The 17,579-nt window shown below is 48.8% G+C and carries 22 protein-coding genes and 1 pseudogene; 14 read left to right on the forward strand and 9 right to left on the reverse strand.

All coding sequences use genetic code 11. The annotated features are described in order from the left end of the window. Positions 1-14: 14 nt before the first annotated feature. Entirely contained in the window at positions 15-389 is a 375-nt protein-coding gene (locus BLR73_RS04275) for a thioesterase family protein (protein WP_013063810.1), read from the reverse strand. A 118-nt stretch (positions 390-507) separates the two neighbouring features. On the opposite strand from BLR73_RS04275, the gene BLR73_RS04280 reads away from it, so the two are divergent. Continuing rightward, positions 508-813: a nitrous oxide-stimulated promoter family protein gene (locus BLR73_RS04280; RefSeq protein ID WP_073044089.1), complete on the forward strand. Its 306-nt coding sequence runs from the start codon at positions 508-510 to the stop codon at positions 811-813. Here BLR73_RS04280 and BLR73_RS14320 read toward each other — a convergent pair. Both BLR73_RS14320 and BLR73_RS04285 read right to left on the reverse strand, forming a co-directional pair. Further along, positions 810-986, reverse strand: coding sequence for a hypothetical protein (locus BLR73_RS14320; protein ID WP_176763568.1), 177 nt, complete (start codon positions 984-986; stop codon positions 810-812). The two genes, BLR73_RS04280 and BLR73_RS14320, sit on opposite strands and share 4 nt — an antisense overlap. A gap of 2 nt (positions 987-988) precedes the next feature. Continuing rightward, complete coding sequence (locus BLR73_RS04285; RefSeq protein WP_091859280.1) at positions 989-1,624, reverse strand: lactate utilization protein; 636 nt, start codon at positions 1,622-1,624, stop codon at positions 989-991. A 110-nt stretch (positions 1,625-1,734) separates the two neighbouring features. On the opposite strand from BLR73_RS04285, the gene BLR73_RS04290 reads away from it, so the two are divergent. From BLR73_RS04290 to BLR73_RS04300, 3 genes are read left to right on the forward strand one after another with little or no spacing between them, the layout of a single operon-like run. Beyond that, positions 1,735-2,148: a secondary thiamine-phosphate synthase enzyme YjbQ gene (locus tag BLR73_RS04290; protein WP_073044086.1), complete on the forward strand. Its 414-nt coding sequence runs from the start codon at positions 1,735-1,737 to the stop codon at positions 2,146-2,148. An 8-nt stretch (positions 2,149-2,156) separates the two neighbouring features. Beyond that, on the forward strand, positions 2,157-2,822 hold the full coding sequence (locus tag BLR73_RS04295; protein WP_091859283.1) for an HAD family hydrolase: 666 nt from the start codon (positions 2,157-2,159) through the stop codon (positions 2,820-2,822). Further along, the gene (locus BLR73_RS04300; protein WP_091859286.1) at positions 2,819-3,301 is read left to right on the forward strand and encodes a GNAT family N-acetyltransferase; all 483 of its coding nucleotides are present in this window, start codon (positions 2,819-2,821) and stop codon (positions 3,299-3,301) included. The genes BLR73_RS04295 and BLR73_RS04300 overlap by 4 nt, the downstream gene beginning before the upstream one ends. Here BLR73_RS04300 and BLR73_RS04305 read toward each other — a convergent pair. From BLR73_RS04305 to BLR73_RS04325, 5 genes are read right to left on the reverse strand one after another with little or no spacing between them, the layout of a single operon-like run. After that, on the reverse strand, positions 3,283-4,320 hold the full coding sequence (locus BLR73_RS04305; protein ID WP_091859289.1) for an ABC transporter permease: 1,038 nt from the start codon (positions 4,318-4,320) through the stop codon (positions 3,283-3,285). The two genes, BLR73_RS04300 and BLR73_RS04305, sit on opposite strands and share 19 nt — an antisense overlap. Before the next feature lie 5 nt (positions 4,321-4,325). Then, the gene (locus tag BLR73_RS04310; RefSeq protein ID WP_091860114.1) at positions 4,326-5,408 is read right to left on the reverse strand and encodes an ABC transporter permease; all 1,083 of its coding nucleotides are present in this window, start codon (positions 5,406-5,408) and stop codon (positions 4,326-4,328) included. A gap of 32 nt (positions 5,409-5,440) precedes the next feature. Next, positions 5,441-6,901 carry an ATP-binding cassette domain-containing protein gene (locus tag BLR73_RS04315; RefSeq protein ID WP_091859291.1) on the reverse strand — a complete coding sequence of 487 codons (1,461 nt, stop codon included), beginning with the start codon at positions 6,899-6,901 and terminating at the stop codon, positions 5,441-5,443. Further along, entirely contained in the window at positions 6,898-7,788 is an 891-nt protein-coding gene (locus tag BLR73_RS04320) for an HlyD family secretion protein (protein WP_091859294.1), read from the reverse strand. Before BLR73_RS04320 ends, BLR73_RS04315 begins: the two co-directional genes overlap by 4 nt. A gap of 4 nt (positions 7,789-7,792) precedes the next feature. After that, entirely contained in the window at positions 7,793-9,067 is a 1,275-nt protein-coding gene (locus tag BLR73_RS04325; RefSeq protein ID WP_091859297.1) for a TolC family protein, read from the reverse strand. Positions 9,068-9,226: 159 nt separating this feature from the next. On the opposite strand from BLR73_RS04325, the gene BLR73_RS04330 reads away from it, so the two are divergent. Then, positions 9,227-10,129 (forward strand): helix-turn-helix domain-containing protein, encoded by a 903-nt coding sequence (locus tag BLR73_RS04330; protein ID WP_176763608.1) that lies wholly within the window; start codon positions 9,227-9,229, stop codon positions 10,127-10,129. Here BLR73_RS04330 and BLR73_RS04335 read toward each other — a convergent pair. After that, a complete protein-coding gene (locus BLR73_RS04335; protein ID WP_013064225.1) occupies positions 10,120-11,022 on the reverse strand; it encodes a helix-turn-helix transcriptional regulator in 903 nt (300 codons plus the stop codon). The two genes, BLR73_RS04330 and BLR73_RS04335, sit on opposite strands and share 10 nt — an antisense overlap. A gap of 158 nt (positions 11,023-11,180) precedes the next feature. On the opposite strand from BLR73_RS04335, the gene BLR73_RS04340 reads away from it, so the two are divergent. The 9 genes and pseudogenes from BLR73_RS04340 to BLR73_RS14540 all read left to right on the forward strand — a co-directional run. Then, a complete protein-coding gene (locus BLR73_RS04340; RefSeq protein ID WP_091859302.1) occupies positions 11,181-12,116 on the forward strand; it encodes an EFR1 family ferrodoxin in 936 nt (311 codons plus the stop codon). 32 nt (positions 12,117-12,148) lie between these two features. Continuing rightward, on the forward strand, positions 12,149-12,535 hold the full coding sequence (locus BLR73_RS04345; protein WP_233456414.1) for a putative quinol monooxygenase: 387 nt from the start codon (positions 12,149-12,151) through the stop codon (positions 12,533-12,535). Positions 12,536-12,537: 2 nt separating this feature from the next. Continuing rightward, positions 12,538-13,116, forward strand: a complete 579-nt coding sequence (locus BLR73_RS04350) for a cyclophilin-like fold protein (RefSeq protein ID WP_091859305.1) — start codon at positions 12,538-12,540, stop codon at positions 13,114-13,116. After that, complete coding sequence (locus tag BLR73_RS04355; RefSeq protein WP_091859308.1) at positions 13,113-13,649, forward strand: flavodoxin family protein; 537 nt, start codon at positions 13,113-13,115, stop codon at positions 13,647-13,649. The genes BLR73_RS04350 and BLR73_RS04355 overlap by 4 nt, the downstream gene beginning before the upstream one ends. 18 nt (positions 13,650-13,667) lie before the next feature. Beyond that, the gene (locus tag BLR73_RS04360; RefSeq protein ID WP_176763609.1) at positions 13,668-14,792 is read left to right on the forward strand and encodes an alpha/beta hydrolase; all 1,125 of its coding nucleotides are present in this window, start codon (positions 13,668-13,670) and stop codon (positions 14,790-14,792) included. Between the two features lie 664 nt (positions 14,793-15,456). Continuing rightward, on the forward strand, positions 15,457-15,939 hold the full coding sequence (locus BLR73_RS14130; RefSeq protein WP_143010878.1) for a hypothetical protein: 483 nt from the start codon (positions 15,457-15,459) through the stop codon (positions 15,937-15,939). Next, positions 15,939-16,613: an ABC transporter ATP-binding protein gene (locus BLR73_RS04370; protein WP_255397352.1), complete on the forward strand. Its 675-nt coding sequence runs from the start codon at positions 15,939-15,941 to the stop codon at positions 16,611-16,613. The genes BLR73_RS14130 and BLR73_RS04370 overlap by 1 nt, the downstream gene beginning before the upstream one ends. Positions 16,614-16,711: 98 nt before the next feature. Continuing rightward, the gene (locus BLR73_RS04375; protein WP_091860122.1) at positions 16,712-17,254 is read left to right on the forward strand and encodes a beta-class carbonic anhydrase; all 543 of its coding nucleotides are present in this window, start codon (positions 16,712-16,714) and stop codon (positions 17,252-17,254) included. Positions 17,255-17,335: 81 nt separating this feature from the next. After that, positions 17,336-17,560, forward strand: a pseudogene (locus BLR73_RS14540) (hypothetical protein); the annotation flags it as partial. Positions 17,561-17,579: the final 19 nt, after the last annotated feature.

The following is a 17,579-nucleotide window of genomic DNA, read 5'->3' on the forward strand; positions in this document are numbered from 1 at the left end:
TGATTTGTAATCACTTAACCAAGTTTCGACATAAAACGCTCGCGATCCACCACGAATCGCAGATGACTACCCTCGCCTATCAGCACATCGCCCTGATAGGCCGAAACCTTAAACTCAATCTTCTTGCCATCCACCTTCACCACTTCGGCAGTAGCGGTAACTGTGTCGCCCACCTTAGAGGGTTTGAGGTGCGACGAGGCGATATGGCCGCCAACGGTGGTACTACCCTCGGGCAGGGCATCGGCCACAGCCAGCATGGCCGCATTCTCCATCAACGCCATCATAGCGGGGGTGGCCAGCACAGCCATATCGCCCGAACCAATCTTAACGGCGGTAACATCATCGGTTACCACCAGAGTGCTTGTATGTTTTAATCCTACTTCGATCATTACAACTAAACTTTTGTTAATCTTTGGTGCAAAAGTAGTAAAATTACATTAGAATAATGTATCTTTGCAGTCCATTTTAATAAGAATTGTGAATTAGACTTAGAAGGAAACTACAAACATGAGTAAAATTGAAAGAGAAAAGCAGACCGTAAGAAAGATGATTGAACTTTATTGTCGCCATCATCTGCATCAGGAAACAATGACAGAAGAATACCAGCATCTGGCTGACTATGCGTGCCAACGACTGGACCACTGCCGATTTGGCGAGAAGAAAACGGTTTGCAAGCGATGCCCGATACACTGCTATGCCCCACAGGAGCGCGAAGCCATACGTAAGGTGATGCGCTGGACGGGCCCCAGAATGATGATATATGCACCGAAAGCTGCTATCATACATACTTATTATATGTTGAAAAGAAATTAAGAGCGGTACGACGGAGCCACATCGGCTATGATGCCACCCACCACCAGGTTCTGGATAGTGTGGCAGTCGGGGCATGATACGGCCGTAATTTCCTGACGGAAGAGTCCGCGCCCCTCGTACACCTCGGCCTCGTAGCCGCATTGCTTACAGCGATATTTCAGTTTCCAAGCCATAATTAATACCCGAGGGTTTCGCCTACCAATACTACTACATGGCGGCCTTGGGGTGAGTTACGCAGAAAGTGAACATAGTTGCAGATACACTCCGGCGAGTTGCAGTTATGGCACACGCCATCCGTATGGCAAGGCGTATGAATATCGAAACGGGCTGCATTGATGGGCGATGCCGTGCTACGCGCCCTTGCGAGGGCAGCATCTACATTCTGAGCCACTTTATTCAGACCGATAACGAAGATTACCTTCTTAGGTCCCCAGGTGATGGCAGCCACACGGTTTCCGTTGCCATCGATATTCACGATAACACCGTCTTCCGAGATAGCGTTGGCACTCGACAGGTAAACATCGGCCGAAAAAGCCTTGAGATAAACGGATTGTTTCTCTTCAGGCGTTTCTGCCAGGTCGCGATCCAGAACCTCCAGTGTGCCACGATCTTTCAGATATTGCGGGATACCCAGGTCGCGTACGGTCATCGTACCGCCCCAAGTCACACTGCTGCCGTCGGCGATAAGGTCAGAAACTCTCTTCACGGCCTCTTCTGCCGTCGCACAATAGAAACCCTCTATGTGGCGACGCTTCAGATTCTTGATAATCGTCTGAGCCAGGAGCTCATTTCTTTGCTTTTGTGGTGTCATAACTTAAATCTTTATTTCACAAAACATACTGATTTCATTGCAAAGATACATTTTTCTCCACGTTTTTTCGTACTTTTGCACCCAAGTTTACGATACTTTAAGATAAGAATATGGTACAGCAAATTGAGATAACTCTGAATCCAAAACGTCGTGGATTCCATTTGGTAACGAGCGAGATAGTAAGTCAGCTGCCCAAATTGCCAAAGACGGGCATTGTGAACATCTTTACCAAGCATACCAGCTGCGGACTGAGCATCAACGAGAACTGCGATCCTGATGTTCGTGTGGATATGGAAACCATCTTCAATCGCTTAGTTCCAGAGAACCGTCCTGAGTATGAGCATACATTGGAGGGCGCCGATGATATGCCTGCCCACGCTAAGTCGACACTGAGCGGCGTCAGCATCACCATTCCCATCACCGATGGTCGCTTGAACCTCGGTACCTGGCAGGGCATCTACTTCTGCGAGTACAGAAACTACGGTGGTGCAAGAGATTTGGTAGTAACAATTATCGGAGAGTGACTAGTTAGATGAATAAGATAAAACTGATTATATTCGACTTTGATGGGACTCTGGGCGACACCCGTCGTAACATCACAACAACTATGCGGATGGCTATCAAGGAGATTGGATTGCCTGATCGTAGCGAAGCTGAGTGTGCATCTACGATAGGATTACCCCTGGCAGGATGCATCAGGACATTGTTCCCTGATATTCAGGAAGAACTCGTGCCTCGTTTCGCTGAGACGTACAGACGGATCTTCAACGAGAATCTGCAGCGCATCAAACCCACAGCCTTCCCTGGTGTCATCGATACCTTATCTACCTTGCATCAAAAAGGCTATACACTCACAATCGCATCATCGCGTTCACGCAATTCTCTCACAGAGCTTACTCGTGATATGGGCATTGCCGATTACATATCTTATATGATTGGTGCCGACGATGTAAAGGAAGCAAAGCCCAAACCAGAGCCCGTACTGAAAACGCTTGACGCCTTGAACTTCGAAGCCAACGAAGCGCTTGTTGTAGGCGACATGGCTGTAGATATCCTGATGGGAGCTAATGCCGGCACCAAAACCTGTGGTGTAACATGGGGCAACGGCAGCAAAAAAGAACTCCAGGAAGCCGGAGCTGACTACATCATAGAGCGTATGGAGGAACTTGTTGATATAATATGTTTGGAAATACAATGAAACAATTAGAACCGATACTGCATAAGAAAACGTTTCAGGAGCTGACCACGGATGAGCTGTACGCATTACTTAGAGTGCGTAGCGAAGTATTCGTGGTTGAACAGAACTGCGTTTATCAGGATTTGGACGGAGATGACCAGAAATCCATTCACTTGTGGCTGACAGTAGCCGACAAGATTGTAGCTTTGGCTCGTGTATGCCCCGCCGGTACTCACATGAAGGAGATATCTATTGGCAGAGTGATCACCACCGAGCGAGGCAAAGGGTATGGCAAACAAATCATGCTTCATGCCATCGAAGCAGCTGTAAACCATTTCGGCGCAACACTTATCGACATAGAGGCACAAGAATATGCCAAGGGATTCTACGAAAACGTAGGATTCGAGCAGTCGTCCAACACCTTCATGCTCGACGGCATTCCTCACATCAAAATGACTTGGACTAAAGATCTGGCCTTAGATCAACTATTCTTCTTATAGCTCTGCACAGCCCAACAGCCCATCAGTGTGCCGATGCCCGCAAGGGCTAAGACCTGGTGGGCTGTTTCGTGCAGTCCACCTCCACGGATAAAGACGGTGCGGATGGCATCGATGAAATAGTGCATGGGGTTGATATAGGTGGTAAGATAGGCCCACTGGGGCATGGAGCGCGTGGGGGTGAAAAGTCCTGAGAGCAACATGATGCTCACTACAAAGAACCACATCACGAACATGGCCTGCTGCATAGTGTCGGAGTAGTTGGACACGATGAGTCCGAACGACGAGAAGAACAGCGCCAGCAACATGGCAAGCACGTAGATGAGCCACACGGGACCAGCAGGCGTGATGCCATAGACAAGCCACGCCAACAGCAGGCACACGGTGATGACAAACAGCGCAATGAGCCAGTAAGGAATGAGTTTGGCGAGGATGAACGCCCACTTGGAAACGGGCGTAACGTTGATCTGTTCGATGGTGCCAGCCTCTTTCTCGCCAACGATGTTGAGTGTGGGCAGAAAGCCCGTCATCAGCATCATCACAATGGCAAAGAGGGCCGGAATCATGAAGAGTTTGTAGTTCTGTTGTTTATTATAGAGGGTAAGCACGGAAGCGGCAGAGAGCGTTGAGACAGGAGCACTGACTATCTGCGAGAGATAGGCGCTGCCCATTGACCCCTTGGTGCCGTTGACGGCATTGGCTGCGATGAGATACTGGCCATCGCGAATCTCTAGAATAACATCAGCCCTACCCTTCTCTATATCCTTTATCGCCTCAGCGTATGTAGCCTTCTGTCCACCGAAGATAAAGTAGTTGGAGGCAGCAATCTGCTGTACCAATCGCTGAGACTGCACAGTGTGGTCGATGTCAACCACATCTACCACGATGTTCTTCACCTCCATCTGCATCACCCACGGCATCACGCACATGATCACGATGGGGAACATGACAATGAGTCTGGGAAGAAACGCATTACGACGTATCTGCAGGAACTCTTTTTGTATGAGATATTTCAGTGTCATATCAGTTACTCCAATCTTACATTAAACTTCTTCAGCGCTATGGCCAGCAGCACCACCGTCATAACTGCCAGCACAGCTACCTCGCGCGCCACATCTTCTATACCAACACCCATAATCATCAGCCTGCGCATGACCTGGATATAATAGCGAGGCGGCACAATGGCCGATATCCATTGCAGGATAGTTGGCATCGATTCAACAGGAAACAGCATGCCCGACAGCATCACCACAGGCATCAACAGCACCATAGCTGACAGCAGCAGGGCCACAAGTTGTGTTTGTGCCACGTTGGAAATGAGCAGTCCCAGCGAGAGCGCCAGCAGAATATAGAGGGTACTCACAGCCAGAATCCAGAACAGCGAACCAGCCAGCGGTACTCCCAACACGAAACGTGCCATCAACAAGATGGTGATGAGGATGCCAAAGGCCAGTATCAGATAAGGCACTGCCTTAGCGATGATCACCATCAAGGGGCGCACGGGTGATACCAACAGCACCTCCATCGTACCTTTCTCTTTCTCACGGACAATCGAAATCGAGGTCATCATGGCACAGATGAGCATCAACAACATACCCATGATGGCAGGCACGAAATTATAAGCCGACTTCATCTGAGGGTTGTAGAGAAGTGAAGTGTGAATAGTGATAGGTGAATCATTCTTCGCAGCGTGAAGCGTCGCAGGTGCCGAGCGGTCTGCCGCTATGGTTTGCAGAGCATAGGTAGTCCATTGCTGTGCCATATTAGGATCGCTACCATCAACCATGATCTGCATGCCACGATTCTGTACAAACACCAGCGCCATATCGGCCTTCTGACTGCGGATGAGTTGTTCGGCTTCCCGTGGGGTATTCACAGTCTGCGTGATGACAAAATATTCCGATTGTGCCAGTCGTTCTACGGCCTGCTGCGTACGGGGCGACATCTCTGACGTGACTACCACCGTGCGCACATTCTTCACATCAGTGGTGATGGCAAAGCCGAAAAGCAGCATCATCACCACAGGCATGCCGAAGAGTATCAGCATCGTACGCTTGTCGCGCAGAATATGCTTGGTTTCCTTGATTACAAATGCTATAAACTGTTTCATTTCATTGAACATTGACCATTGAACATTGACCATTAATCAGAAGATCGTGTGGCCTGGCGGGCCAGATAGGTAAACACGTGATCCATATCGGGTTGGTGGAAACGTTGTTTCAGTTCGTCTGGTGTACCCAGTGCACTGATCTTGCCGTCCACCATGATTGAGATGCGGTCACAATACTCCGCCTCGTCCATATAATGGGTGGTTACAAAGACGGTGATGCCACGACGGGCTGCGTCGTAGATAAGTTCCCAGAACTGACGACGCGTAGCGGGATCTACGCCACCCGTAGGTTCGTCGAGGAACACCACACCTGGGTCGTGGAATATCGAGACTGAGAAGGCCAGCTTCTGCTTCCAACCTAAGGGCAACGAACCCACCAAATCGTCCTTGTGGTCTTCAAACTTCAACTGCCGCAGCACCTCGTCCATCTTACGCTTCACCTCGTCGGGTTTCATGCCGTAGATACCAGCAAAGAGACGAATATTCTCGGCAACAGTCAAGTCTTCGTAGAGCGAGAACCGCTGCGACATATAACCGATATGCTTCTTTATCTGCTCATATTCCGTGCGGATGTCAAAGCCTACCACCCTACCCGTTCCGCTGGTGGGCTGGTTCAGGCCTGTCAGCATATGCATAGCCGTCGTCTTGCCGGCACCGTTGGCACCCAGGAATCCGAATATCTCGCCCCTCTTTACGCTGAACGAGATGTCGTCAACAGCATGGAACGAGCCAAAAGCTTTAACCAGATGTTCTACTTCGATGACGTTATCTTCTTTCACTTCTGCAATCTTCTCGTGATCAATTCCTGGCGGGTTAAAGATACTGGCAAACTGGGTGAGAATATCATCGGGAGTGCCGATGCCGCGCACCTTTCCTTGGTCAAGAAAAGCGACGCGCTCACAACAGCGTACCTCATCGAGATAAGGCGTTGAAGCCACAATGGTGATACCACTTTCCTTCAGCGACAGTAGCATCTCCCACAACTCCTTACGACTCACGGGATCAACACCCGTAGTGGGCTCGTCAAGGAAGAGCACGCTGGGTTGGTGGACCAATGCACACGAAAGGGCCAGTTTCTGCTTCATGCCGCCAGAGAGGGCACCTGCCTTGCGGTCTTTAAAGCGTTCTATCTGCGAGTAGATGGCCTTGATAGTATCATAGCCTTCATCAACGGTAGTGCCAAAAAGGGTAGCAAAGAAATGTAGGTTCTCCTCGATGGTAAGGTCTTGATAGAGCGAGAACTTGCCCGGCATATAGCCTACCCTGCTGCGCACCTCGCGCATCTGCTTTACCACATCGTAGCCATCTACTGTCGCCGTGCCTGCATCGGGCAACAACAGCGAACAGAGGATGCGAAACATCGATGTCTTGCCAGCACCATCGGGGCCTATCAGTCCGAAGACCTCACCCTTGCTGACAGAAAACGACACATCGCTGAGTGCCTGTACCCGTCCGTACGACTTACTGATATTCTTTACCTCTATTGCGTTCATAGCTTCAACTCGCCGTACATACCAATCTTCACGAATCCGTCGTTTTTGATAGCCACCTTGACGGCATACACCAGATCGGCACGCTCATCGTCAGTGAGGATAGTTTTGGGTGTAAACTCCGAACGAGAGGATATCCAACTGATGGTGCCTGCATACTCTTTGCGTTGACCATCACCGTAGTCGGCAAATACCTTTACCTGTTGACCAATCTTGATGTTCTGCAACTGGGCAGAAGTGACGTAGGCACGCAGGTGCATGGACTCAGTATCGGCTATCTTAAACAACGGTTTACCCACACTCACAAATTCACCACGCTCCACATATTTCTCGAGCACAGTACCCTTTATGGGAGATAGGATGTGACACTTTCGTAACATATCCTGCAACTGTGCCTTCTGCACATCGGCAGCAGCAGTCTGCTTGTCGAGGGCTTGCGTGCTGGTGTTCAGCGATGATATCTGCGCATCCAGTTGTTTCTGCAGCACCTTCACCTGACTCGTGGCATCGTCGAGCATCTTCGAGGGAGCTGCCCCGTCAGCCACCAACTCACGGTAGCGCTGCTCGTCTTGCTGAGCCTTAGCCAACTGCTGGCGCGTAGCTGCTATCTGGCGTTCCATATCGGGCTTCTGACTCTGATAAACCGCCTTCGTGGCATCCGTCTGCTGGATCTTCAGCCACGTCTGTGTGGTGTCAATAAGCCCTACCTGACGAGCTGCCTCAATCATGTCACCTTCGTTCACATCAAACGACAGCAATGCCCCACTCTGTTCTGCGAACACGGTCGTCTCAGTAGCCTCGAACGTACCTGTTGCATCATACTCCTTCTCGTTTCCTCCGCAGGCTGCCATTATCAGTGCTGCACTTGCCAATACATATATCTTTTTCATATGCTTAATTATTTGTCGTGTATTTGTTATCGTATATCTCTTTCAGCATTTCAATCTCGTGTACCGACTGTTGTACGCAAGCCGCATGCTCCTGATTGATCTCGCGCACCAGATCGTTCACGTCGATGATGCCATGAGCCAGTTTCGATTCTGCCGCTTTTCTTACAGCAGAACGCAACGAGATAATCTCCCCATCGTGGGCCATCAGTTTCTGGTAGCGCTCTATATTCTCGTTCTGCTGAATCTGTTCCAGGTTATTATTGAAGAGGAACACCTCACGACTGTTCTCCGTCATATCACGCTGCAACTGCAGTTTTGCCTTGTCGTTCTTGCGGGTATAGAGGGCACCGATATTCCATGAAATACGTGCACCGATGATGCCGTTCCAGCTCCATTTATGGCGCATCATGTCCTCAAACATATTCAGACCTGGATAACCATAGAATCCCTGAGCAAACACACCCACCTTCGGCATCAGTGCTGCGTTGAGTGCCTTCTCCTGAGCATTCAGCACACTTATCTGTGCATCCAGCACCTTCAGTTCTGGTCTCTGGTTTCCTGTCGCCAGATTTCTGCCATCAGCCTTCACTTGTGGTTTTTGTATGTTATTTATCTCTATGCCGCAGAATGTACTCAGCATGCGCTGTAACATCTGCTTCTGCGATGCCAGTTCGGTGGCTTTCTGCACCGCATTCAGTCGCTCTGCCTTCACACTCTGCAGGTCGCTCTCGGCTGCCGTTCCGCGCTTGGTCATCGACTCCAGTTTGCGTTCGTTGCCTGCCAACAATGTCTGCAGGTCAGTGTTCAACTTGATTTGTTCGTCAATCAGCAACAGCCCGAAATACATCTCATTCACACGCTTGCGAACATTATAAATATTGACTTCGTTCTGTGCCGCCTGCACCTTGCCCTGTTCACGGGCTATACGCTTCTGACTGCCTATGACGCCACCATCGTAGATTGTCTGCTGCACATCGATACCCACTCGGTACTGATCCTTCGTCAGTCCTCTCATATCGATGCCCATACCGCTCATCATCGCTTTCATCTCACTGGGCCACGCCGTCACATCACTCTGATACGTGGCCTGTGCCTGAGCCGACACTTGCGGTAGCCACCCCTTCTGGATGTTGGCCACCGTCAGCTGGGTGGTCTTCTCGATGAGACCATACTGCTGTATCAACGGGTAATTCTTCTCTGCAGCCTGCTGACAATCGTCCAACGTCTGTCCTATCGCCAACATTGGTAGCATCGTCAAACTTAAAACTAATTTCTTCATATCTTTTTTATCATTGAATTCCGGGTGCAAAAGTACGATGTTTTTTTCATCGTGGCGTTATCCGCAGGAATGCAAAAATGTTCTTTTTGTTCGATTTGCACAAAAATAGAGCATTTTTTCGCGGAAAATGATTATCTTTGCCAGCAAAAAGGACTGATTATGAACAGACAACCGCAACTGATGGACCGTTCGCAGATGCAGAGCATATTAGCTCCTGATCTGCAGAAGTTACGCCAACAAGTGTATTTAGATAATGAGCTTGGCATCGTGCATGGAGATTCGACGGTGTTCAAACTCATTATGAAGCAGAAGCCACCATTCATTATCAACGACCACCGACTGGGTGTTATTCTGAATGGCGAGGCCTGCATCAACTTTAACCTGCAAGACCGCCACCTCACTGCAGGTACATTGGCCTATCTGGGGCCTGGCACAATCATCATTCCTCATCAGTTCTCGAACAACTTTGAAATTCGTGGCGTGATACTTTTCAACCAGTTTTCTATGCCTTTTGCCCCAGGACAGATGCCGTCGGCCTTCAACGGACAGGTGCGCGACTTCCAAATACCCTCCAGCGAGAGCGACCAGCAGACGGCACTCGACATCATCGAAACGCTTTGGAAGATGGTGCATCAGCCCGAATACCATCATCCCACAGCCAGCGCACTTGTGGCTGCATTAATGCAACATTACGACGGATGCTATCGCAGACAAGCTGACCGGGCTATTCACTCACAATCGCGCGAGCAGACTATCTTCGACCGTTTCCTCCAACTGGTCACCCAGCATTGTGCCGAGCATCACCAAATAGGCTACTATGCCGAACGTATGTGCCTCACCGAGCGCTACCTGACCACCGTCATCCGTCAAACCAGTGGCACAACCGCCAAGGACTGGATAGACCGTGCCCTCATCACCCGCATCAAAATAGAACTGCGCCACACGGACAAATCCTCGGCGCAGATAGCTGAGGAGATGCACTTTGCCAACCCCTCGTTCTTCTCCAAGTATTTCCGCCGTCTCACGGGGATGACACCTGGAGAGTATAAAAACTACAGTTGATTTTTCCCTAAGAACTCGCTGGGAGTAAGCCCCGTGATGCGCTTGAAGAGACGAGTAAAATGGTGGGGGAAATCGAATCCGAGCAGGCGGGAGGTCTCGCTGATGTTGTGACCCTGCATCAACAGACTTTTCGCCTGATTGATTATATAATTATGTATGTAACCGATAGCCGTGCCACCAGTGGCCTTGTGGACGATGTCGCCAAAATAACGAGGCGAATAGGCCAGTTCGGAAGCGCACCAAGCGACGGTAGGCAAACCCTGCATCAGCTGACGGTTCTCACGAAAATAGGTTTGAAGCAAGTTGTGAAAGCGCTTCAGCAGGTCAGCCTCTCCCCTGTCCTCTTCGAAAAGCTGGCGCTGATAGATACGATTACAGTATTCCAGTATCAGGCGCAGATAAGCCAGCAGCACGCTTCGGAGTGAAGGTGAATCCTCGTGCGTCTGCAACTCTTGTCGCATCTGTGCCACCAACTGCGTGATGCTGAGCCATTCGTCGGGCTCCATGCGCAGCGAACCATCAAAGAAATACGAGAAGAACTGATAGCGGTCTATCTGGCGTTCCAGTTCAGTGCCGTGCAACAGTTCAGGCGACCACAGCAATACCCAACCACACAACGAGATACGTTCGCCGTTGTCTTCCAATCCGCCTATCTGTCCTGGTTCTACAGCTATGATGGAGGCATCGCTTACCTGCAGCGTCTTCATACCGTAAGAGAGCGTATTGGGAAACTGTCGCTGGATAAACAGTCCATACACGCCATAGTTGTTCAGGCTATGACGGAAGGGTGCCAGCTCGTCGTAATGGATGATGCTAATTAATGGGTGCAACACTGGTGCATCCACAAAACGAGCATAGTCGTTAGGACAATCAACCTTCAAAATATTCCTCATATCGGGAACAAAGATACACAAAATAATCTAATAATGGTAGAAATTTAATGGTTTTTTAGCACTTTCTGCGAAATTGGTATATAATCAGCCAATTTGTGTAATAGCTATATAATATATAATGTGTACCTTTGCACCCAGAAACTTAAAACAGTTATCCTATGAACATCAACAAACCTATCAGTCGAAGAAAAGCACTCAAGGTCATGGGCCTTGGAATGCTTGCAGCCTGCGTTCCGACGCTTCCGTCGTTTGGAAAGTCCCCAAAGGAAAATGAGAAGAAGACCAAACGTCTGATCTTCTATTTCTCTGCAACCGGCAATAGCCTTTATATAGCCAGGCAGTTGGGCGGAGATGAAGCGACCTTGCTGAGCATCTCACAGGAAATTCACAACGAGCATCCTGATTATGAGGCAGAAGAAATAGGATTCGTGTGTCCCGTCTACTGTTTCATTCCTCCTGCCATTGTCCAGGATTTCATTGCTCGTTCATCTTTCAAGGCCGATTATTTCTTTACAGTGGGCACTTATGGAGCCCATAGCACGATATTCCCAGAGTTCGTTGATGACCTTGCCAAGAAGCACGGTTTTCAGATGAATTATATCTCCACCATCCAGATGGTCGATACTTACCTGCCGTATTTCAACATGGAAAGGGAATTGGCCGACCCCAAGCTTCAGCGTATTCCCGAAAGAGTTGCCACAGTTCTTGCTTCTATCAACAATCGCGAAAACTATATTCAGGAGGTTACAGAGCAGGACAGGATGATATGTGACGGATATTACCGCATGTCGGGACGCGACCGCCAGCGCCCGACTGTGACAAGATCGGAGAAGATTGTCTTTGCCACGGATGACTGCATCGGATGTGGAGTTTGTACTTCGGTTTGTCCGCATGGCTCCTGGAAAGTGATTGATGGTCATTCGGTTGCCAATGGGGAATGCGAAAATTGTCTGGCATGTGTTCACAACTGCCCGAAGAAAGCAATTTCAATCATTCCCACGCCTCCTGAACCCGAAGAGGCAAACAGGAATGCACGATATCGTAATCCGAATGTCAGCTTAGCTGATCTCATCAAGGCAAATAGTCAAAAATAATATGAAAGTAATTTCTATAAAGAGAATCTGAAATGAAGAGATTGAAGATAACGATTATCTCAATGACTTTAGCTACAACAGCAATTGCTCAGGGTGTGATTGTCCGCATTGCTGAGATTGAGGTCTATCCGCAGTATTTGCAGGAATACTTAGCTTTTGCCAACGAGGTGGATCGCCTGAGTATAGAGCGCGAGCCTGGTGTCATCTGCCTGTATCCCATGCAGAGTGCCGAAGACTCATGCCAGATTCGCATCCTCGAAATCTATGCCTCCGATGAAGCCTATCAGCAGCATCTCAAGACCGACCACTTCCAGAAGTACAAGCAGGGCACACTCCACATGGTGAAAGACTTGAAACTGCCTACCATGAAGCCGCTCGACCCAGAGACGATGAAACTGATATTCAAAAAGCAGAGATAACGATGCATAAGTATTTATTATTTTTAGCCGCCATGCTATTCTGCAGCTGTTCTGCAGACAACGAAGCGAAAGCAGAAACACCTACTATGAATAAAATTTATATCACTATCGATGGACAAACGCAAAGCGCGACACTTGTGGACAATGATGCCACACGCGAGTTGGTTGCTGCTCTGCAGGATGCGCCCATAACAGTGACTCTCAACGACAACGATTTTGAGATATGGGGTTCTTTAGGCAAATCGCTGACAACGAAAAACGAGCAGATGACAGCCCTACCCGGAGACATCGTTCTTTATAACGGCAGCAACATATGCATCTTCTACGAGTCAAACTCTTGGAGCTATACTCGTTTAGGACATATCGACGGACTGTCAGAAAATGAGCTTCGCACATTCCTCAAAGCAGGCGAAAGCAACATCAGTGTTACCCTGTCGCTTGCACAGTCCACAGGCATCAATACAGTTAAGAGTGAAAAGTTAAAAGATAAAAAATGCTATACTCTGCAAGGCACATTAGCTCAGGCTGGACATAAAGGAATCATAATTCAAAACGGTAAAAAGATAATTAGAAAACAATGAAAAAAGTTATAGTTATTTCCACAAGTCTGCGTCACGGCTCAAACAGCGACATGTTAGCAGACAAGTTCGTTGAAGGAGCAAAGGCTGCCGGAAACAAAGTAGAGAAGATTTCTCTTGTAGGTAAGAATATACAGTTTTGCAAAGGCTGCTTCGGTTGCCAAAAGCTGGGCCGCTGTGTCATCAACGACGATGTGAACGGCATCATGGCAAAGGTACTGGAGGCCGATGTAGTATGTTGGGCTACACCTATTTACTATTATGAGATGAGCGGTCAGATGAAGACCCTCATAGACCGCATGAACGGTATGTACGAACAGGATTATCAGTTCCGCGATGTCTATATGCTGTCAACGGCAGCAGAAGACGAGGACGATACTTCGACGAGAGCAGAAGCAGGCCTGAAAGGATGGGTGGATTGCTATCCTAAGTCACGCATGGCTGGCACACTATTCTGTGGAGGCGTGAACGAAGCTCGTGAGATAATGGGTAATCCCAAACTTCAAGAGGCATTTGAATTAGGAGAAAAAGTATAACATAGAAAGTAGAGAAAAATGAAAAGGTCTTTTTTCGCCACGATACTGATATGCAGTATCCTCGTAGCATGTAACAACAAACAAACTATTAATAACGATATGGAACAGAAGTTAGAATTGACGCAGGAGTGGGACAAGGTGTTCCCGCTGAGCGAGAAAGTGAACCACCGCAAGGTGACGTTTAAAACACAGTATGGCCTAACACTTGCAGCAGACCTCTATACGCCAAAGGATGCCAAGGGCAAGATGTCCGCCATTGCCGTGAGTGGTCCTTTCGGAGCCGTGAAGGAGCAGTGCAGCGGACTCTATGCCATGAAGATGGCAGAGCGTGGTTTCGTAGCACTCGCTTTCGACCCTTCATATACGGGTGAGAGCAGCGGTGAACCGCGCCGCACGGCTTCGCCCGACATCAATACCGAGGACTTTATGGCTGCTGTCGATTTTCTGTCGAAACAGGACAATGTGGATGCCGAACGTATTGGCATTATCGGTATCTGCGGTTGGGGTGGCATCGCACTGAATGCTGCCGCCGCTGACACTCGCATCAAGGCAACTGTAGCCTCTACGATGTATGATATGACTCGTGTCAGTGGCAACGACTATAACGATGCTTTCGACAACGAGCAGTGGCGTCACAGAAACCGCGAAAACCTTTCAAAGCAACGCCTCACCGACCCCAACGCGATGGCTGGAGGTGTGCTGGACACCGTTCCCCCACAAGCGCCTAACTTCGTGCACGACTACTACGACTATTACAAGACCCCACGCGGCTACCACAAGCGCTCCGGCAACTCTAACGACGGCTGGCGCGTCATCGGTACACAGGCCTACGCCAACAGCCGTTTCCTCTACTACATCAACGAGATCCGCTCTGCTGTTCTCGTGATGCATGGTGCTGATGCCCATTCACGCTACTTTGGCGAGGCTGCCTATCACTATATGATGGATGGCAAAGCTGAAGGTTATAAATTTGTTGGCGAGCCAAATCCCAACCCCGAGAACAAGCAACTGCTCATCATACCAGATGCCTCTCACTGCGACCTCTACGATGGCGGCTACGAGGAAAAGGCAGGTCAGGGCCAACCCAAGAATATGATTCCTTGGGATAAGCTGGCAGAGTTTTTCAAAACGTATTTGAGATAGGCTTAGGCACAAGCCACACCAATAAGCATCTCCCAAATCGAAAAGATTTGGGAGATGTTTCGATAAATCTCATTGCCACAAAATAACATAATGATAACATACGCTTAACCAATCTTTTTCTTGAGAGTACCTATCTTTGCACCATCAAATAAACAACTAATAAAAGACATAAGCAGAATATAACATGTACGACATATTGAGGCTATATGGGGGACTTAGAATCAGATGCCTGTGGCGGATGATTAGGGAGCTGAAACTCGCGGCCATTTCCGCCCTGTTGCTCCTTATGTTATTGGGAGTGATAACATGGAAAGAATTGGGGACGGCTCCCGTCTATTATAGCGTGTTGGTTGATGTAACCCTGCTATTGGCCTGGCACCTCACGCGCAGCGATAGCGTGTTTCTCTGCTCCATCTTTTGCGAAAGACGTACGAAGATGTTGTTCTTCGCGGAATACACACTTCTGTCCGCCCCTTTCCTGTGTTTCTTCCTCTATCGTAGCGCACCTTGGGCTGTAGCCATCGTTCTACTGGCATTGGTGATCGTGTGCTTCTTGCCTTGCGGAGGCATCTCCTTGCGCCTGCCCACATGCCCGTGTCTGGCCTCCGGCAGTTACGAATATCATCGGGCAGCGCGCCTCACGCTCCCCCTACTCTTGCCACTCATGGCGGCAGGAGCCATTGGTGCCTACATCGGCAACCGCCATCTGGTCATCGGTGTCAGTATGATAGCCGTTTCTGTCTTCAGCCTGTTGATGATGCGCGAGTGGCATATGGAGTATCTGTTTCATTACAAGAGTGCTGCGAGGTTTCTCCGGCTGAAATTGCTGTTTGCCCTGAGAAATGCGTGCATCATCTTTCTGCCTTTTATCGTATGTCTGCTACTTGTTGCCCCCAGTTGGTCGCAGTTGCTTTTAGGCGAATCCTACTACCTTGGTGCAAGTCTTCTGCTGTTTCAAGTAGAGATACTTTGCTTCGTAAGCGGCGGAACCAACAGTGGTAACGACCTCATATCAACCCTTGTGTATGTGGCCTTGAATGTCATTTTCTGCGTGTCGGCACTGGTGCCACAGGCCTTAGTGCTCTCCGTCATCGTGTCCGTCATACTGGCTTATCATGCCTATTTAGTAATCAAGAAATATAAATGATGATTGAAATCAGGAACTTAACAAAGAAATATCGTGAGCTCACGGTCATCGACAACTTCTGCCACTCGTTTGATGGCGGCAAGGTGTATGGCATCATGGGCGAGAACGGCGCAGGCAAGAGCACGCTGTTCAGATGTATTGCCGGAATCGAATCGTACGACGGTTCAGTCGTCGTCAACGAGAACAAGCAGATTGGTTACATGAACGATACGCCCTTCTACTACTCTTACGTCACAGGCATGGAACACATCGAGTTCTGTCTGCGTGCCAAGGGTAAGACCATCAGCCGAGACGAGATTGAGCAGTTGAATGAGAAGTTCGCCCTGCCGCTCCAGAGATACGCCAGCAGATACTCCTTAGGCATGAAAAAACGCCTGATGCTTCTGACGTTGATGCTGCAGGACAACGACATCGTCATCATGGACGAACCCTTCAACGGCATCGATCTTGCCGGAACAATCATCCTAAGACAGTGGCTCAAGGACCTAAAGGCCCAGGGCCGTTGCGTCATCCTTTCCTCACATATCGTTGCTGCCATCGCTGACATCTGCGACGAGATGACCTACATCCATCAGGGAAAGGCCGTCTGCGACTTCTCAGGTATGTCTGCAGCATCTATCGAGCAATATATCATGGAAGAATTCCTATCATCGCATGCACCAGGTCAGGTTTGATTATAAAACTATCATAAATATCGGCACAAATATAGCAAAAAGTCAGCAACAATTCGTATTTTTGCCAGCAGTTTTAAATGTATTTAGGCATTATGTGTATAATAGACCAGATTATTGATTTCAATAAGGAGTTTGTGGCTCAAAAAGGCTACGAAAAGTATCTGACAGACAAGTACCCAGATAAGAAACTGGCGGTACTGTCGTGTATGGATACCCGACTGACTGAATTGCTCCCTGCGGCTCTCGGTCTGAAGAACGGTGATGCAAAGATTATCAAGAATGCAGGTGGCCTGGTTATCTCGGCTTTCGACTCAGCCATGCGTAGCCTGATTGTCGCCATCTATGAGCTTGGTGTGCAGGAAATCATGGTGGTTGCACACTCTCACTGTGGAGCCTGCCATATGAGCTATGACCATTTCCATCACGAGATGATTGCCCGTGGTGTGACAGACGACACACTCGACACCATCCGTAAGTGTGGGATCGACCTCAATCAGTGGTTGGAAGGTTTTAAAGACACACCTACCTCTGTTCGTAAGACCGTTGAGACCATCAAAACTCATCCGCTTGTACCGAAGGACATTATGGTTCGTGGTTTTATCATTGACTCAGAAACAGGAGCATTGGAGGAAATACAATGAAGAAACGAAAAATCAAGTTTTCTGCGTTGTTGGTGCTGTAACATTTTTGTGGATTTGGAAGAAACTGTTTGATTGAGTATGATAACCATCGATACGATAAACATGTGCTCGCACCTGCAACGCAAGCTATTCGAAAAGGATGGCCAATATCATTCTCTATGGATAGCCATACAGGATGATTCAGAACTGACTGCCGTAATCCGTTCTCGTCAGCTACATATTTATCGCAATGGCAAGAAAGTGCTTGTACTGGCAGGAAAGTCTGCACCAAAGATTATCAGAGAGGACCCGATTTGCAAGCTATTACAAATTGAGCGAATAAAGT

This window comes from Prevotella sp. khp1, from assembly GCF_900102205.1.
GTDB lineage: Bacteria > Bacteroidota > Bacteroidia > Bacteroidales > Bacteroidaceae > Prevotella > Prevotella ruminicola.

Coding starts and splice junctions, on each gene's coding strand:
- BLR73_RS04345 (WP_233456414.1), top strand. CDS start 12,149: ATGAAGAGATTGAAGATAACGATTATCTCAATGACTTTAGCTACAACA.
- BLR73_RS04370 (WP_255397352.1), top strand. CDS start 15,939: ATGATTGAAATCAGGAACTTAACAAAGAAATATCGTGAGCTCACGGTC.
- BLR73_RS04290 (WP_073044086.1), top strand. CDS start 1,735: ATGGTACAGCAAATTGAGATAACTCTGAATCCAAAACGTCGTGGATTC.
- BLR73_RS04320 (WP_091859294.1), bottom strand. CDS start 7,788: ATGAAAAAGATATATGTATTGGCAAGTGCAGCACTGATAATGGCAGCC.
- BLR73_RS04315 (WP_091859291.1), bottom strand. CDS start 6,901: ATGAACGCAATAGAGGTAAAGAATATCAGTAAGTCGTACGGACGGGTA.
- BLR73_RS04325 (WP_091859297.1), bottom strand. CDS start 9,067: ATGAAGAAATTAGTTTTAAGTTTGACGATGCTACCAATGTTGGCGATA.
- BLR73_RS04300 (WP_091859286.1), top strand. CDS start 2,819: ATGAAACAATTAGAACCGATACTGCATAAGAAAACGTTTCAGGAGCTG.
- BLR73_RS04340 (WP_091859302.1), top strand. CDS start 11,181: ATGAACATCAACAAACCTATCAGTCGAAGAAAAGCACTCAAGGTCATG.
- BLR73_RS14130 (WP_143010878.1), top strand. CDS start 15,457: ATGGCGGCAGGAGCCATTGGTGCCTACATCGGCAACCGCCATCTGGTC.
- BLR73_RS04305 (WP_091859289.1), bottom strand. CDS start 4,320: ATGACACTGAAATATCTCATACAAAAAGAGTTCCTGCAGATACGTCGT.
- BLR73_RS04360 (WP_176763609.1), top strand. CDS start 13,668: ATGAAAAGGTCTTTTTTCGCCACGATACTGATATGCAGTATCCTCGTA.
- BLR73_RS04275 (WP_013063810.1), bottom strand. CDS start 389: ATGATCGAAGTAGGATTAAAACATACAAGCACTCTGGTGGTAACCGAT.
- BLR73_RS04295 (WP_091859283.1), top strand. CDS start 2,157: ATGAATAAGATAAAACTGATTATATTCGACTTTGATGGGACTCTGGGC.
- BLR73_RS04310 (WP_091860114.1), bottom strand. CDS start 5,408: ATGAAACAGTTTATAGCATTTGTAATCAAGGAAACCAAGCATATTCTG.
- BLR73_RS04355 (WP_091859308.1), top strand. CDS start 13,113: ATGAAAAAAGTTATAGTTATTTCCACAAGTCTGCGTCACGGCTCAAAC.
- BLR73_RS04330 (WP_176763608.1), top strand. CDS start 9,227: ATGAACAGACAACCGCAACTGATGGACCGTTCGCAGATGCAGAGCATA.
- BLR73_RS04280 (WP_073044089.1), top strand. CDS start 508: ATGAGTAAAATTGAAAGAGAAAAGCAGACCGTAAGAAAGATGATTGAA.
- BLR73_RS14320 (WP_176763568.1), bottom strand. CDS start 986: ATGGCTTGGAAACTGAAATATCGCTGTAAGCAATGCGGCTACGAGGCC.
- BLR73_RS04285 (WP_091859280.1), bottom strand. CDS start 1,624: ATGACACCACAAAAGCAAAGAAATGAGCTCCTGGCTCAGACGATTATC.
- BLR73_RS04350 (WP_091859305.1), top strand. CDS start 12,538: ATGCATAAGTATTTATTATTTTTAGCCGCCATGCTATTCTGCAGCTGT.
- BLR73_RS04335 (WP_013064225.1), bottom strand. CDS start 11,022: ATGAGGAATATTTTGAAGGTTGATTGTCCTAACGACTATGCTCGTTTT.